This is a genomic window from Paenibacillus sp. LS1 (assembly GCF_026013365.1).
In the GTDB taxonomy this organism is placed as follows: domain Bacteria; phylum Bacillota; class Bacilli; order Paenibacillales; family Paenibacillaceae; genus Paenibacillus.
On sequence record NZ_JAPDOE010000013.1, the window covers coordinates 1 to 14983 of the forward strand.

The 14983-nt window shown below is 47.4% G+C and carries 12 protein-coding genes; 1 reads left to right on the forward strand and 11 read right to left on the reverse strand.

The window, feature by feature from the left end; genetic code table 11:
- Nucleotides 1-297: 297 nt before the first annotated feature.
- The 8 genes from OM416_RS27305 to OM416_RS27340 all read right to left on the reverse strand — a co-directional run bounded on the left by OM416_RS27305 (nucleotide 298) and on the right by OM416_RS27340 (nucleotide 11105).
- A complete protein-coding gene (locus OM416_RS27305) occupies nucleotides 298-1356 on the reverse strand; it encodes a Gfo/Idh/MocA family protein (protein WP_264934791.1) in 1059 nt (352 codons plus the stop codon).
- A 292-nt stretch (nucleotides 1357-1648) separates the two neighbouring features.
- Nucleotides 1649-2515, reverse strand: a complete 867-nt coding sequence (locus OM416_RS27310; RefSeq protein ID WP_264934793.1) for a sugar phosphate isomerase/epimerase family protein — start codon at nucleotides 2513-2515, stop codon at nucleotides 1649-1651.
- A 105-nt stretch (nucleotides 2516-2620) separates the two neighbouring features.
- The gene (locus OM416_RS27315) at nucleotides 2621-4378 is read right to left on the reverse strand and encodes a glycoside hydrolase family 35 protein (protein WP_264934794.1); all 1758 of its coding nucleotides are present in this window, start codon (nucleotides 4376-4378) and stop codon (nucleotides 2621-2623) included.
- Nucleotide 4379: 1 nt separating this feature from the next.
- Nucleotides 4380-5840, reverse strand: coding sequence for an alpha-L-fucosidase (locus OM416_RS27320; protein WP_264934795.1), 1461 nt, complete (start codon nucleotides 5838-5840; stop codon nucleotides 4380-4382).
- Between the two features lie 30 nt (nucleotides 5841-5870).
- Nucleotides 5871-6635 (reverse strand): copper homeostasis protein CutC, encoded by a 765-nt coding sequence (locus OM416_RS27325; RefSeq protein WP_264934796.1) that lies wholly within the window; start codon nucleotides 6633-6635, stop codon nucleotides 5871-5873.
- Between the two features lie 173 nt (nucleotides 6636-6808).
- Nucleotides 6809-7723, reverse strand: coding sequence for a sialidase family protein (locus OM416_RS27330; RefSeq protein WP_264934797.1), 915 nt, complete (start codon nucleotides 7721-7723; stop codon nucleotides 6809-6811).
- A gap of 217 nt (nucleotides 7724-7940) precedes the next feature.
- On the reverse strand, nucleotides 7941-8132 hold the full coding sequence (locus OM416_RS27335; protein ID WP_062837718.1) for a hypothetical protein: 192 nt from the start codon (nucleotides 8130-8132) through the stop codon (nucleotides 7941-7943).
- Nucleotides 8133-8321: 189 nt separating this feature from the next.
- On the reverse strand, nucleotides 8322-11105 hold the full coding sequence (locus tag OM416_RS27340) for a glycoside hydrolase family 3 C-terminal domain-containing protein (RefSeq protein WP_264934798.1): 2784 nt from the start codon (nucleotides 11103-11105) through the stop codon (nucleotides 8322-8324).
- A gap of 485 nt (nucleotides 11106-11590) precedes the next feature.
- Between OM416_RS27340 and OM416_RS27345 the strand changes: the two genes are divergently transcribed.
- Entirely contained in the window at nucleotides 11591-12271 is a 681-nt protein-coding gene (locus OM416_RS27345) for a PBECR4 domain-containing protein (protein WP_264934799.1), read from the forward strand.
- 121 nt (nucleotides 12272-12392) lie between these two features.
- Here the strand turns inward: OM416_RS27345 and OM416_RS27350 are convergent, their stop codons facing one another.
- The 3 genes from OM416_RS27350 to OM416_RS27360 form a co-directional block, all read right to left on the reverse strand.
- Nucleotides 12393-13481 (reverse strand): low temperature requirement protein A, encoded by a 1089-nt coding sequence (locus OM416_RS27350; protein ID WP_264934800.1) that lies wholly within the window; start codon nucleotides 13479-13481, stop codon nucleotides 12393-12395.
- A 191-nt stretch (nucleotides 13482-13672) separates the two neighbouring features.
- A complete protein-coding gene (locus tag OM416_RS27355; protein ID WP_264934802.1) occupies nucleotides 13673-14629 on the reverse strand; it encodes a ring-cleaving dioxygenase in 957 nt (318 codons plus the stop codon).
- 98 nt (nucleotides 14630-14727) lie between these two features.
- Nucleotides 14728-14955 carry a DUF896 domain-containing protein gene (locus tag OM416_RS27360; RefSeq protein ID WP_036616421.1) on the reverse strand — a complete coding sequence of 76 codons (228 nt, stop codon included), beginning with the start codon at nucleotides 14953-14955 and terminating at the stop codon, nucleotides 14728-14730.
- Between the last annotated feature and the right edge of the window lie 28 nt (nucleotides 14956-14983).

Here is a 14983-nt window from a genome sequence, read left to right on the forward strand (position 1 = left end):
TCAGACACGTTATTTCCCGAAATTAGCTGATAAAATCGCTGTAAACTGCTGTTTATTCCGATATAGCGTGTGTCAGGTTCCTTAGATTTCTGCTAGCGCTCCAAATCCTTGAATAAGGCGCTTCAGATTCGTTAGAGCCCGCCACCTGCTCTGCTCCGACCGCGAGCGGAGAGAGCGATTCCGAATCCTTCGCGCGGAGTGGATCTTTTCATTGAAAGGGAGCGAAGTGCTCATAACTTTCAATGAAACGGAGTAGTAAAGTATCAACTAGAGTATCAACGCAATACAATCCTACCTTTACAGCGTGATTTCGCGGCCTTGTCGGGCTGATTCGTAGATGGCACAGAGCATTTTCATCACTTCGACGCCGTCTTCGACGGGGCTAAGTGTTTCTTTACGCCCCTGTGTACTATCGATAAAATGGTTAATTTCATTACGGAACGAGCCCATAAAGTCGAATGATTTGAAATCTACCTGTGGAGTCATGTTCAAAATGGTGTTGAATTTCTCGCCAATGATCGAAATTTCCGGCTCCAGCTCGGCACCGCCTTTGTCGCCATATAGTTTGACCGAAGTCTCATCCGCTTTGGCATGGAGCGTGAAACTGACGTCCACGAGTAGGCTCGCACCGTTCTCGAAACGAATCAGTGCATTCGCCATGTCCTCAACGGTGTTCTGCTGCGCGTCATAATCCGCTGCTTTGTAGAACGAGAGATTGTTAATGTTCGAGCGGTTCCCCAATCGGTTAGACACGTTAGCGGAGACGGATTTCACTTTCGGTCTGCCCATCAGATACCAGCAAATGTCGATTACATGCACCCCGATATCGATCAGCGGGCCTCCGCCGGAGCGGTTGATATCCGAGAACCAGCCACCCGGATTGCCCAGACGACGCAGACTGGAGGCTTTGGCATAATAGATCTCGCCCAGTTCACCCTCGTCGATAAACTTCTTCAGAATCTGTGCATTGTCGCTATAGCGGCGAACAAAACCGACTTGCAGCAGCTTTCCGCTACGATGAACAGCCTTCTCTACCTCAAGGGCATCCTCCACCGTTTGGCAGAGCGGTTTCTCACACAGCACGTTTTTACCCGCGTCCAGAGCAGCAATGCTAATCTCCGCATGGGAGTCATTCCATGTACAGATGCTGACGGAATGAATCTCGGGCAATGCGAGCAGTTCCTTATAATCGGTAAACACATGAGGTGCATTATATTGCTTCGCCACTTCTTTGGCACGTGCTTCATTAAGGTCACAGATGGCGTATATTTCAACGTCGGGATTACTGGCGTAGGCTTGCAAATGACAATCGGATATGGATCCGGCACCGATGACGGCGACTTTCAATTTGGACATAGTGCTGATTCCTCCATAATAAAATAATTGACGTCCAGCGGGTAGACGTTCCGGTTGCGAATCGTTCTTCCGATCGCTCTTATCCCCAGATTTCTTCAATCCCCTTTTTGCAAAGGGGAAATCCGGTGATAAAGGCGAGTTAATGCTTACGAAGTAGCTTTCTTACAGAAAGCTTTTAACTTCGTTTCTTCAGAATCGATTTCGCCCCCTCCACTACTTTTCCTGACTGAACTAACTTTCCGTTATATTCATACGTAACAAGTCATATTTCATGTCAAACAAGTACTCAGCCCTATGCCTCTTCCCATAGGCGGCGGACGTTATCCATCGCAATGCGTGAGGCGGTTTTGCAATCCTCCATGCCTTCAAATTCAACCGAGATATATCCGTCATATCCGGATTGTTTCAACACACGGAACACCTCAGGCATGTCGATATCGCCTTGGCCCACAATGGCACCGCGCAGGTAATTGCCATGCGAGGTTTGGAACCAGCCTTCACCGGGGTTACGGTAGGAAGGTCTCCAGTAGAAGTCTTTGGCGTGCACGATCGACGCGTACGGAATGTTATTTTTTACGGCACTCACCGGGTCTTCGTCCACACAGAGGAAATTGCCGACATCCAGCGTGGTTTTGAAGTTACTCCGCGCCGTTTCGTGTAACAAACGCTGAATTCGCTCACTCGACTGCACATAGTACCCATGGTTCTCCACGCTTGTTGTGATCCCAAAACCCGCTGCATAATCGGCTATCCGCTGACAAGCCTTCACCAGTACCGGCAGGTCAATCTCGAACTGTGTTACGGTTCCCTCTGGTGCAGGGCGGAAAGCCACGTCATGACGCATCAGTTTCACACCCAATGCAGCAACCACATCCACATGTCGCATCACATTCTGGATCTCTTGCTCCAACGCTTCGGCGTCCTCCTGTACAGCAAAGTTTGCACCGATGGCATAATTGGAAATATCGATTCCTACCTCTTTTGCCACAGCTTTGATCTCATTAATCAACTCGGGGTTATCGATCAGACTGAATCCCATCGGCACAATCTCCACATGTTCCCCACCCTGATCGGCGATCCAACGAATGGCATCTGGTACGGTTAATTCTTTACGATCCAATGCTTGTTGCAGACTGTAGGTGCTGAGTCCAACTTTCATTTTTCCTCATCCTCTCCTCTAGCCGATGTCCATACCCAACGTATACCTTTTTCCGGCGGACACGACAATTCTCAATAATCGTTTGGCTCACCTATTTTCCTTTTCCTAGCCCAAATCCGGTGTATCCACGAACGTTACGGCCAGATCAGTCGTCTGATGAAGCTCGAATATCACAATTTCATTCTCACCCTCGCGAAGAAGCGGGGCAGGTACATACAACGTTTTTTGCGGTCCTTTATTCCAGTAGCGACCCAGATTGAATCCGTTTACAAATGCAACCCCCTTGGTCCAGCTATCCAGACGTAGAAAAGTATCTCTTACATCCGTGATCTGAAGATTGCCCCGATAAAAGGCTGGCCCCTGTGCTTCGCTAATCGCATCGCTGAATTGTAAACCCGACAGATCCGTTAATGGTAGACAATAAATCGTCCAATCATATAAAAATTGAAAGCCATGTCGCACACCCTCCGTAATGCCCTTCGGATCTCTAAGGTATGGACCATAGTTGATTCGCCCCATATTTTCAACAAGGATCAATAGTTCTGCGCCCTCTGGCGGCACTTCAAAGGATACAGACAATGCTGTATTTCCGCTTTCCAGAACGCCTTGAAATTGCCCATCAACAAACACAAGCGCACGGTCACGCACCTCCTGAACCACCAGTTCCTGTCGCTCCCTAGGCCCGGATATCCGGGTTTGATAACAAATAAAGCCATAATCCTGACCCAGCTTCTCCATCGGTTCCGGATTCGTACGCTGTACCGGGACTGATATCCGGTCCAATTGCGCCAGTAATGACGCCTGCTGGCTCAACTCCACCCGCCCATAGCCGGTAGTCCCCTTCGATTTTGGCAGCACAAGCTCACCCAGACCGTTGTCGCTATACCGAGCAATAAGGTCCCTCACCGCATGAAATTTTGCTGTCGGCTCCCCGGATTCACTGAGCAGTGAATCATAGTCGTAACTTGTAATCGTGGGTTCGTATTGATCCTTCTGCTGACAGTTCGCCCCGTTGTAAAATCCGAAATTTGTTCCACCGTGGAACATATAAAAGTTGACTGAGGCTCCTGCTCGAAGCATCTCCTCAAATACACCAGCCACATCCGCGGCTTCTCGGGTATGATGCGGCTCTCCCCAGTGGTCGAACCAGCCATTCCAGTACTCCATGCACATCAAAGGTTCTTCTGCCTGATATTCACGCAGCTTGGTGAACGCTCCCTCCGTTCCTGATCCAAAATTGACTGTAGCCAGATGCCCCGCCACTGATCCCGCTTGCAGCATGTGATCTGTCGGCCCGTCCGAGGTAAATAACAACACATCCATACCGAGCTCCACCATGCCATCACGTAAATATTGCAGATAACTCGCGTCATTACCAAAGCTGCCGTACTCATTCTCAATCTGCATCGCAATGATCGGTCCGCCTTGGGTGCTAAGAAGAGGTTTCAATTTGGGCAAAAGCACATCATAATAACGATCCACATTCGCCAGAAATTTTGCATCACTACACCTCAGACGGATTTCATCATCAGCGAGCAGCCAGGCAGGTAATCCGCCAAACTCCCACTCCGCACATATATAAGGACTTGGGCGAACAATCACATGCAGACCCACATCTCCCGCAGTGCGAATAAAACGTTCCAGATCAGCCATGCCCTCAAAATAATACTGCCCCGGCTGCGGCTCATGAACATTCCACGGCACATACGTCTCCACCGTATTGAAACCGCAGGCTTTCAGCTTGAGTAGCCGATCCTCCCAATAGTCGGGGACCACTCTGAAATAATGGATGGCACCCGACAGAATCCGAATAGGATCGCCGTCATACAGAAACTGTGAACCTTTATACGTCAGCACCGCCATGTTACATCCCTCCCCGCTCGCTCAGATATATGCCTAACCCGGACAACGTAGGATACCATCTGGATTCATGAATGGTTAATCGCATCCTTTTCGATGTGACCTGTGGGAAACAGCATATCCGCTTATACCCCACCACCGTCCCGCTATAGAACTGTTCCCATTCACCATCTGCCCTCTGTGACTCCAGTGTAAAACGCTCAATCCGTTGGCCTGTCTGGATATCTTCCATCAGCACCACCCGGTCAAATGATCTTTCTTCCTGCAAATCCAGCTCGATCCAAGCCTGCTCGGTTCCTTCATGGGGACACCAATACGTATCCCGTCGTTCCGTCAGCACCTCCGATACAGCATGTTGTTCATCCATCGTCTCTGATGCTTTTACCATCGCCTGCAAGGCGAAATTTTCCTGAAAAATGGTGCGCAGCGAATCTCCCAATTCCTGTAGTCGCTCGACATCCGTTTCGTGAATGAGACCACGCGTATCAGGTGGCAGATTGAGTAAAAAGGTGGCGTTGCCCCCCACTGCGCCATAATAGACGGCGAGCAGTTCTTCCAATGTTTTGACCTGATCATCTTCACTGGCATGATAGAACCATCCCGGGCGAATCGAGGTATTCACCTCGGCAGGATACCAGATCAGTTGCTCACCTTGGGAACGAATGACCTCTCGGCTTCCCAAATCACTGTCCTGCGTATTAATCCTTGTGGCAAACTCACCATCATCCACCTGCTGCGATTGCTCCTGAATCTTCTCATTATCCTGCATATGCGCTGGTACAACGCTCCATTCCGAATCCCGTGTATGCCCCGCTTCATTGCCACACCAGCGCACATCCGGGCCACATACCGAGATGACAGCTTCGGGCTGAAGTTCACGAATAAGCGCATAATAGGCGTCCCAGTCATAGACCTGCCTTTTGCCATTCGGACCCTCCCCACACGCGCCGTCGAACCATACACAGAAAATGTCTCCATAATTTGTAAGTAACTCTCTCAATTGATGGAGAAAAAATCCGTTATACCTCTCCGAATCCCCGTAGGATGCTTCATGCCGATCCCAAGGAGACAGGTACACGCCAAACTTCAATCCACCCTCACGGCAGGCATCAGCGACTTCCCGAACCAAATCCCCCGTACCGTTCCTCCACGGACTAGCCGCGACCGTATGCGCTGTAAACTGACTTGGCCACAAACAAAATCCATCATGATGCTTGCACGTCAAAATCAGCCCCTTCATCCCCACAGCCTTGCACGCCTTCACCCATTGCGCTGCGCTCAGTTCAGAAGGATTGAAGATCGACGGGTCTTCCTCCCCAGTGCCCCATTCGCGACCGGTAAATGTATTTACCGTAAAATGAATAAACGCATAGAACTCCATCTCCTGCCACCTTAACTGGCGTTCGGATGGGCTTACCTGTGCTGCGGACTTAATCCATTCGGCTGCTTGCAGTTTATGATTCATGGCATATCACTCCTTTTATTTCGTGCATTCCTATGTCACTAGATCACCATTGCTTGGACCGCTACTCATCGTACTACTATCCATGAATTGTTGTGATGCAGACCATAGCTGCTGCTTGGCTTCTTCGACCAAATGTGGATCCATGGGATAATTAAAGCTGCCTTCGTACCTGACGCCTGATCCCATATGTATCTCTGTCATGCCTGTTTGTTGGACAAGGGTCTGAATCCCATCTACGGTTATCCCCGAGCCTGCCATGACAGTGATGTTCAAAGTTAGGCCCAGTTCCTGAAGCTGTTTCAGTTCCAGTATGGCTTCAGGCGCTGTCCGTTTCCCTCCCGATGTAAGCACACGCTCGACGGTGCCCAGGGTATTAATGGCCTTGAGCGTCGCAGTCAGGCTTGCGCTCACATCAATCGCACGATGAAATGTAACCCCCATTCCCTGAGCTTCCGCCATACATGATTGCATGGATAAAAGGTCAACTTCCGCATCTTCTGTAAGAGCACCGATTACAATACCAGCGGCTCCAAGTTCCCTCACCATGCGTATATCCCGGGTCATGACGTGGATGTCATCTGTGCTATAGCGGAACGAGCGGCTATGCGGACGGATCATGACATACACTGGAATGGAGACTTGTGATATTACTTGCTCGATTACACCGTAACTGGGGGTAAGCCCTCCTTCGGACATCGCTGACACCAGTTCAATCCGATCAGCCCCTCCCTCCTCAGCTGCCTTGGCATCTTCCGCATCCACAGCGATGACTTCCAATACAGGCTGTCTGTTCATAAGGGTCACTCCCTTCATCCATATCAAATTTGGAGATGCTAAGTAATCGTAGGACATGCGCACATCAGAAATGGTTAGCTCATTTTCTCATCCGACCGTTCCAGCATTCATGAACATTATCGTACTGGTACAGTGCAACGCTCCATGACATATAGGACCGACAAAGCACATCATCAGCGCTCCTGCGGTCCTTCTTCATCGTTATGAGTGACGGTTAGCTTCCAGTACGCAATTCGATCCCTTTTCCACGTATAGGTAACATATAGTTCCTTCCCCTGAGATACGATCGCCGGATACGAGTATTCCCCCGGTTCATTTTCCAGCACATATTCATCTCCCCAGGTCTGACCATTATCCGTTGAAAAAGCAATTACCAGCGGAGTTCGAGGGCTCTCTGTTGCATATCCACTGACCGGATTGTAGACAAGCGCCAACAAGCCATGCTCCATGCGTATGGCATCAATCCCGCTATTGTTGTTGGGCAGTTCTGTAGCGTAAGCTTCACACCATGTGCGTCCACCATCTGGCGAATCACTGCGAAAAATAACCCCTTCGGTACTGCGCAGAAGCATGTGCACACGCTCTACACCAGAAGACCACAATGTAGGTTGGATCAGCCCCTTGGCAAACCAATGCTCCGCCCCGACATAGGTGGACAGGTCCATCGGCACATGTGTACTCTTCGTCCAAGTCTCCCCGTGATCTGTTGAGATATCGACAAAGGACTCCCAGATCTGCTTGCCTGATACCTCAGGGTCCAATCGTTCAATGGATGCGGGAGCCAGCATTGTTCCATCCTCCAGCGGAATAGGTTTGTTCCGAACCGGCCCACGACCACCAATATCACCGGGCACCGGGTTCCAGTGAGCTACACCTTCCTCATCCGAGACTTTACGTGGAACAGACCACGCTCCGCTATGATCCTGCCTTGCGAGCCAGATCGCTACATCACTTGCTTTCTCATGCTGACCTGCAAACCAAGCAACGAGCACACTGCCATTCGATAAAACAGCAACGGTGGACGCATGACTGCTCTGAAAAGGCTGACCTTCCTGAAAGATATATTGTTTGTCGGCAATGATCTTCATGAATGGATTCTCCTTTGGGGACCGGAATGGGTTAGCAAATAGAGAGTGCAACGGACATCATGTACTTTGCTTGATGAATTTTGTTATTTTTGTTATTATTAACGTTATTATTTATTAGCAATAGTCTAAAACGTTAGGATCAGAACGTCAATACAAAAAAAGACACCCGGAGGGTGTCTTCTTGTCTTGGATAACTTTATAGTTATCCGAGCTTTTTCTATTTTTTACGCCGAGCCTTCGTCATTCGATTAAACATAATCAGTGCAGCAATGATCATGGCAATCATGGCAATATTACTCGCCACTTCTTGTGATAAGCCGAAAAGAACTCCAAGGTTAGTCACCAGGCCTCTTACAATCAGCGCCACCACAACCAGCAGGATTGGACTCAAAAAATTATAATTTCTCATTCTTCGCAACACCCCTGACCCCATTGTTCAGAACTCCAGAATCCCATAACACTATCATAACAGTAGCTATTCCGTGTTACAACAAAGGACACCCGCAAACAGTGTCCTTTGTCATACCAACGTATTTTACTTTTGATGACAGAACAATCTATCGATTGCTGCTATTCATCTGATATATCCGATTATCTTCTACACCTGCTTGAATTCGATCCAATCAATCTGGAGACCTGGTTTGGTGAAGTCCAGTTTCAATTCATACAGTCCTGCTTCAAGATCTACTTTGACAAGCTTCTGTCTGATCCATTTGCCTTCTGTACCATTCGTTTGGATGGTGGTTACCAATTGGTCATTCAGGAGCAGGTTACATGCACTTTGAGCGAGTTCTGGCTCAGGGGACATGATCTGTACGATAATCCGGTAATGGCCGGCCTCGTCCACTTTCATATAGACGGGTTCAGCTACTTCAGGTTTCACCTGTGCGTTCTCAACAAGACCCTGAGCTTGTGCAGCAGATAGAGATGCATTCGCTTGGAACGAAGCGACGTTCTCCACGATCTCATGTTTTCTGCCGGACACCGGTGCATTCATGATGAACTTGCAGATGTTGATCGCAGAGCGTTGCAGCTCACCGCGAGTCAATGTTCCATTTTCCAAGGATTCAATCGTATTATCGTCCCAGCCATTAATCTCTGCGCCGTAGTTCGGTACAACCATGTAGAGATCATTCTGCGCACGAACCATCCAATTGGTGTATTTGCGATCAGCCTCGCCACCTTCGGTCACATCGTTCATAATTGCCCACCAGTCGGTCATTACGATACCCTCGAAGTTCCATTCGCCACGCAAAATCGTGGTGTTCAGGTCGTAGTTGGATGCAGCCCAGTGCCCGTTAACCGGGTTGTAGGAGGTCATGATGGAGTTCGCTCCGCCTTCTTTTACTGCGATTTCGAACCCTTTCAGATAAATTTCACGCAGTGCACGTTCGGAGACAACAGCATCTACTTTGCTACGGTGTTTCTCCTGGTTGTTGCAGGCAAAGTGTTTCAGTGTGGCATTGGAACCACCCTTCATAATGCCTTTCGTACATGCTGCAGCAAATACACCCGAGATTAGTGGATCTTCAGAGAAGTACTCAAAGTTCCGACCATTGAGCGGGCTCCGGCGAATATTCAGTCCAGGTCCGAGCAGGGTATCTACCTGATTTCTCAGCAGTTCCTGTCCTTCCATCACATACAACTCTTCAACGAGATCTTTGTTCCATGTCGCCGCAAGCAACGTACCAATGGATACCTGTGTTGCCTTCTCGCCACTATCCATACGAATACCGGACGGGCCATCTGCCGTACATGCTACCGGAATACCGTAGTTGAACAGGCTGTCGCTGACACCACCAAATGCGGATGCCGTTCCCGAAGTAACGAGCGGGCTGCTCATGCCTTCACCACGGACAATTGCCGCCAGATCCTGATCACTCAGTTGAGCGATGAAGGTTTCCAGACTCACTTTGCCAGCCTTAACGTCACTCAGCTTGTGGCCCTGGTTGCCCGTCTGCTCCAGCGTTTGCGGGAGATTCTGCTCAATCCGGTTCGCCATGGATATCTTACGTTTCGGTACTTCTGCATAAGTCAGTTCATAAGATCCATCTTTCTTGCGCGAACCTGGTTTCATCCGTGTAAAATCTTCAGTTGGGGCCATCGCTTCTTGCAGTTGCTCCACCAATTGAAGAGATTCAATACTATAGCCATCCTGGCCATCGATGCTGATGTGCTGCACTTGTTTCACACTGGTTCCTACATGCAGTCGATATGTGCCTTCTTCCAGAACGTATGCGGAAGCATGACCTGTAACACCCGCATCATCGTAGGATGCCATGTCATGGATCGGGAAGCTGATCGTCAGAAGTTCTGACTCGCCCGGCTGCAACAATCCTGTTTTGCCGAAAGCTACCAACGCCTTCACAGGTTGTCCCAGTTTACCTTGTGGCGCTTCATAATAAACTTGCACAACCTCTTTGCCCGCATATGTTGTACCGGAGTTAGTCACATTGACACGAACTTCAATGTAGGTTTCGCCGTCTTTGGACAATGATTTTGCTTCTTCGTGCTGGGCCAAAAACGTCGTATAAGACAGGCCGTAACCAAATTCAAACTGAACACGCTCAGGTCGAAACGTTTCGAAATAACGATAACCTACATAGATATCTTCCTGATACAGGTTCTTGAACTCATTGCCGTAGTTGCTTGTCGAAGGGTAATCTTCGATGGAATATGCAATCGTATCTGTCAGTTTACCGCTTGGTGTAACGTCCCCCGCCAGCACATCGGCAATTGCATTACCACCCTCCATACCGCCATGCCAGGAGTAAATTACGCCTTGGATCGGATGTAGATACGTTTCGTTTAACCAGCTCATGTCGATGATATTTGAGACATTCAACACAACGATTGTGTGTTCAAACTGCGAAGTAACTTGCTTCAACATCGCTTTCTCATCTTCTGTCAGTTGGTAACTTCCTGACGCATCCGCATTATCCTGGTCTTCTCCTGCTGTACGTCCAATCACAATAATGGCTTTGCTGGATTTGCTTCTAGCCTGTGCAACAAGTTCATCCGTCAAAGGCATTTCTTTCTGATTCCATGGCTCGGCCGCCCATACTTTTCCGCCATCATCAAATGGATTTTCCTCAATCCACTTCTCATAGACAGCTGCCAGCTCTTCATTGACCGTTATATTCTTTTTGCTGCGAAGACCATCCAATAGATTCGTTGTGTACGCCACATGAACACTACCGCCTGAACCCGTGCCGCTACGATAATAATTAACTTGAATGCGACCAAAAACTGAAACGTTTTCGTTTTCACGAAGTGGAAGCACTTGGCCTTCATTTCTGAGTAAAACGGCTCCTTCAGCAGCAACCGTACGACTAAACTCTGCAAACCCTTCCAATGGAACTCCGATTTGATGTGTGCTCAATGATTTCCCTCCTGATTGTCATCCCCATATCTAAAAACGAATAGACTATTCTATGATCTGGTAGATTCACTTGTACATAGTCTCATATTAACAGATTCTATCGGAAAATTAAATTCGATAAACATATGGATAATGCCTCCTATTTCGTTGAACTACAAGGCTATTGTGGTATACTAGTGATATATACAAATTAGGAGCGTAATGCGCTCACCAGGGCTGCAACCCTTGGTTCCACTCCGCAGTGGACTTTAAATAAGATGCGGAACAGAGTAGTTAGTTGCATAACACATGGTAATACGGAATATACTATATTTGGACCCTTAGGGTCACTGGGGAAGGCGACCCCTAGTTCCACTCCGCGGTGGACTTTAAATAAGACGCGGAACAGAGCTTTTAGTCGCCACCATATTGTAATTGTGAAGGCGCGGGTTCTATCTACCTAGCGTCTTTTTTAGTTTGTAAATAGAAATTGTGAGGGAACCTATATGCTCGAAAGGATATCATATGTCCACGACTTACACTCACTAGATGTAAAACCAAGAATAGATCAGATTAACCTAAAATTGCTCCTCGACTACTACATCAGCTATCTATTACCATATCGATTTACATACCACTTGGGAGACGGCTCCATACTTCACTTAGATTTTAACAAAGAAAACTTTTGTCATCTTGTAGGCTTACAAAGTATTGTCAATAAAACTTTGAAGGAACGCGCAGCTTCAAAATATAGGGGCATGCCAGGTTTCAATGGTGTTATGAACGGTATAATTACGTTTGAAGATTTAAAAAAGAAAAACAAGGGTGGATTCAATAGTGTAAAAAGTAAATTAGTTAATTTCCATCTCATTCCCAAGCTACTTATGTCTTCAACACAAGTCGTTTACTACACTCAACCGGTTAATAGTATTAATTGTGCCCTATTGATATTTGATGTGTATCACAATGCCTATATCCATCTTGGAATAGATAAAATAGTGGAAGGAACATATGTAGCAAGAACGTTTCTTATCGAACCGATAACACAAAAAAATTCGGGCACTACTTTCATTGATGGTCAAAAAGGACCCATACCCATTGTTAAGACTTTAAAAAAGTTAAGACCCGATACACAAGTAACAGCCTCTACTGCTATCACCATCACTAAATCATCAGATAACTATTAATGGTGGCTCATCTGGGATCGATTTCAGGTATAAACTAAATAACCGTTCTCCGGTATACTACTGGAAAACGGTTATTTAGTTTGTTTTGCTACCTAGAAGGTTATAGAATTCCTTTGATATATCAAGTCGTAAGTTTCGCATACACCAGGAAGAATAACATGTCTTCGCCCATGATGACATAGCCTGGAACTCGATAGACCAAATCTACAAGGACAAATGCCACCAGCAGCCCTACCATCACCGCCAGATGACGTGGCCGGAGTCGTAGATGTGCGTGTCTGTAGCGGTGGAACACAAGGGAGGTCGACAAGAAATACAGTAGCGCTGATCCAAATACAAACCCGAGCATGAACACATAATTTAACTGATTCTGATATAACAACTGAATTGATGCGGCGATCATGCTCATGGAGATGTAGATGAACAGATGGCCGTATATGATCGCTTGCCCGGCAGTCTGAATCTCTTTGCTGACCTTTTTCTCCACGTTGTCGAAGTACTGCCACCACATCGCAATGACAAAGATGGACGTAAAGGCAGCAAACAAGATGGATTTCATGTCCCAATGATCGGCTTGCAGCACAGCGATAATGCTTACCACTGATTCACCCAGCAGGATAAGTGTAAAGAGTGCAAAACGTTCCAACAAGTGATGGGTCAGAACGGGTACTTTCACCAGATTTTTGCGTCCGATCAGCGGAAGTACGATGTCTACCGCAATTCCTACATACAAAATAACGTATCGTAACCAGGAATCGAAGAACAATGAGCCTGATGAGATCAATATGCCAATAAGGAAACAGATACCCAAGTAACGAGCCGCTCGCTGTTGATGCTCGCCTTTTGACTTGTGAGCCGTCAGATACTGAATCGCCGTAAACGCCCGTGAACCGATATACCCGATGAAGAAGGACAGATAGTATTGGTCAAAATGGGTAGAGAGGCTTGCCGTCATGACCATCACGGACAGGAGCTGAAGGATGAGGAATATTCGATGGATCAGGATGTCCTGACCATAGCGGTTAATAAACAAGGTCTGACCGACCCATGCCCACCAAACAGGGATAAAGATAAGCACAAATTTCATTAAATATTCAAAAGTAATTACTCCGTGTTCGGCATGCAACAAGACATGACCCGCTTTGGAAACCGCTGCTACAAAGAGCAGATCGTAGAACAGCTCCAGCCAGGTAACCTTTTTCTCCATCATCCTTCGTTGCTCCTTTGGTTTTTCATTTACACATACACTTCGATGACGAATAACCCTCCAATCGCTGTTATCCCCAGATTTTTCGATTCCCTTTTCCTAAGGGAAAATCCGGGGATAGCGTATGCTTTCGAAGTAGCTTTCTTGCAGAAAGCTTGTAGCTTCGCTTTTTCAGGTTTTTTCTAGAACTCTTATTAATTCGCAGCTGTAGCAGAAACGAGCGTTCTTACCACGATCGGTTGCAGAGTGTCCTCAATTTGAGGGCGGTATTTCTCAAACCACTCTGGCAGCATCAATTTTTGTCCAAGCGAATCAGCAGGTTCATCTTTGGCAAAGCCCGGAGGATCGGTAGCAATCTCGAACAGAATGCCGCCAGCTTCTCTGAAGTAAATTGCGTTAAAGTACTGACGATCCCGAACAGGAGTCGGTTGATACCCGTAATCACGTACAGCTTCGCTCCACTGTGCATGCTCTTCATCGTCTTTTGCGCGCCATGCAATATGGTGCACGGTTCCTGCGCCGCCCATACCCAGAGGTATGCGGGTCACTGGAACATCTACGACATTACCGATATCCCCACTGGACCGGAAGCGGGCATACTCCTCATTTTCACCCACTCTGACAAATCCCAGGATTTTCTCAAGAGCATCCATCGTTCTTTGCGGATTAACACTGAACAAGACAGCACCACCGAAGCCTTTGATCGCTTTATCTGTTGGAATTCCTTCATGCGCCCAAGTGCTGGTTGCTCCTTCTTCCCGTTCAACAAGCTCAAGCCGCAGGCCTTCGCTATCTTCGAATTGAAGCAGCTCTTCATTGAAGCGACTTGTTTTGGTTACCTCAATGTTATACTGTTCCAACCGGTTCTGCCAGAAGCCAATCGACCCAGGAGGAATGACATAGGAAGTGATACCGACCTGACCTCCGCCAATTTTGCCCCGTGGTGATCCAGCCGATGGGAAGAAGGTAATGATGGTACCCGGGCTTCCGTGCTCATCTCCAAAGTACAGATGATATACATCAGGTGCATCGAAGTTAATTGTTTTTTTCACGAGACGAAGTCCCAGAACTCCGGCATAAAAATCAACGTTGGCCTGTGGATCGCCTGCGAAAGCTGTAATATGGTGAATACCTGCTGTTTGAATAGTCATGATTAATTCCTCCTTGGTTTGGTAAGCATGTTTTGGATTGATTTATAGTAAGTTTTCATTGTCTTTAAATTAAGATATATGATCTGGCGAATTGTATTCTAGTCGTTATTTTGATTGGCCTGTTCTTGTTTCAATTTATCAGGAGTCACGTCATCGCCGTTTGGATCATAGATGGTTGCATTCAGCAGAATGTCGTTGACCGAACCGCGAAAAGTTTGCAAATATTCCTGGCGAAGACGAACCTGTTCCTCTTTCTCCATCTCCGTCAATCCGCCCTCTTTGGCTTTTCTTGAAAGTTCATTTATTCTGGTCAATGTTGGGATCATCATCTTGATCTCTCCTCATGTAATGGAT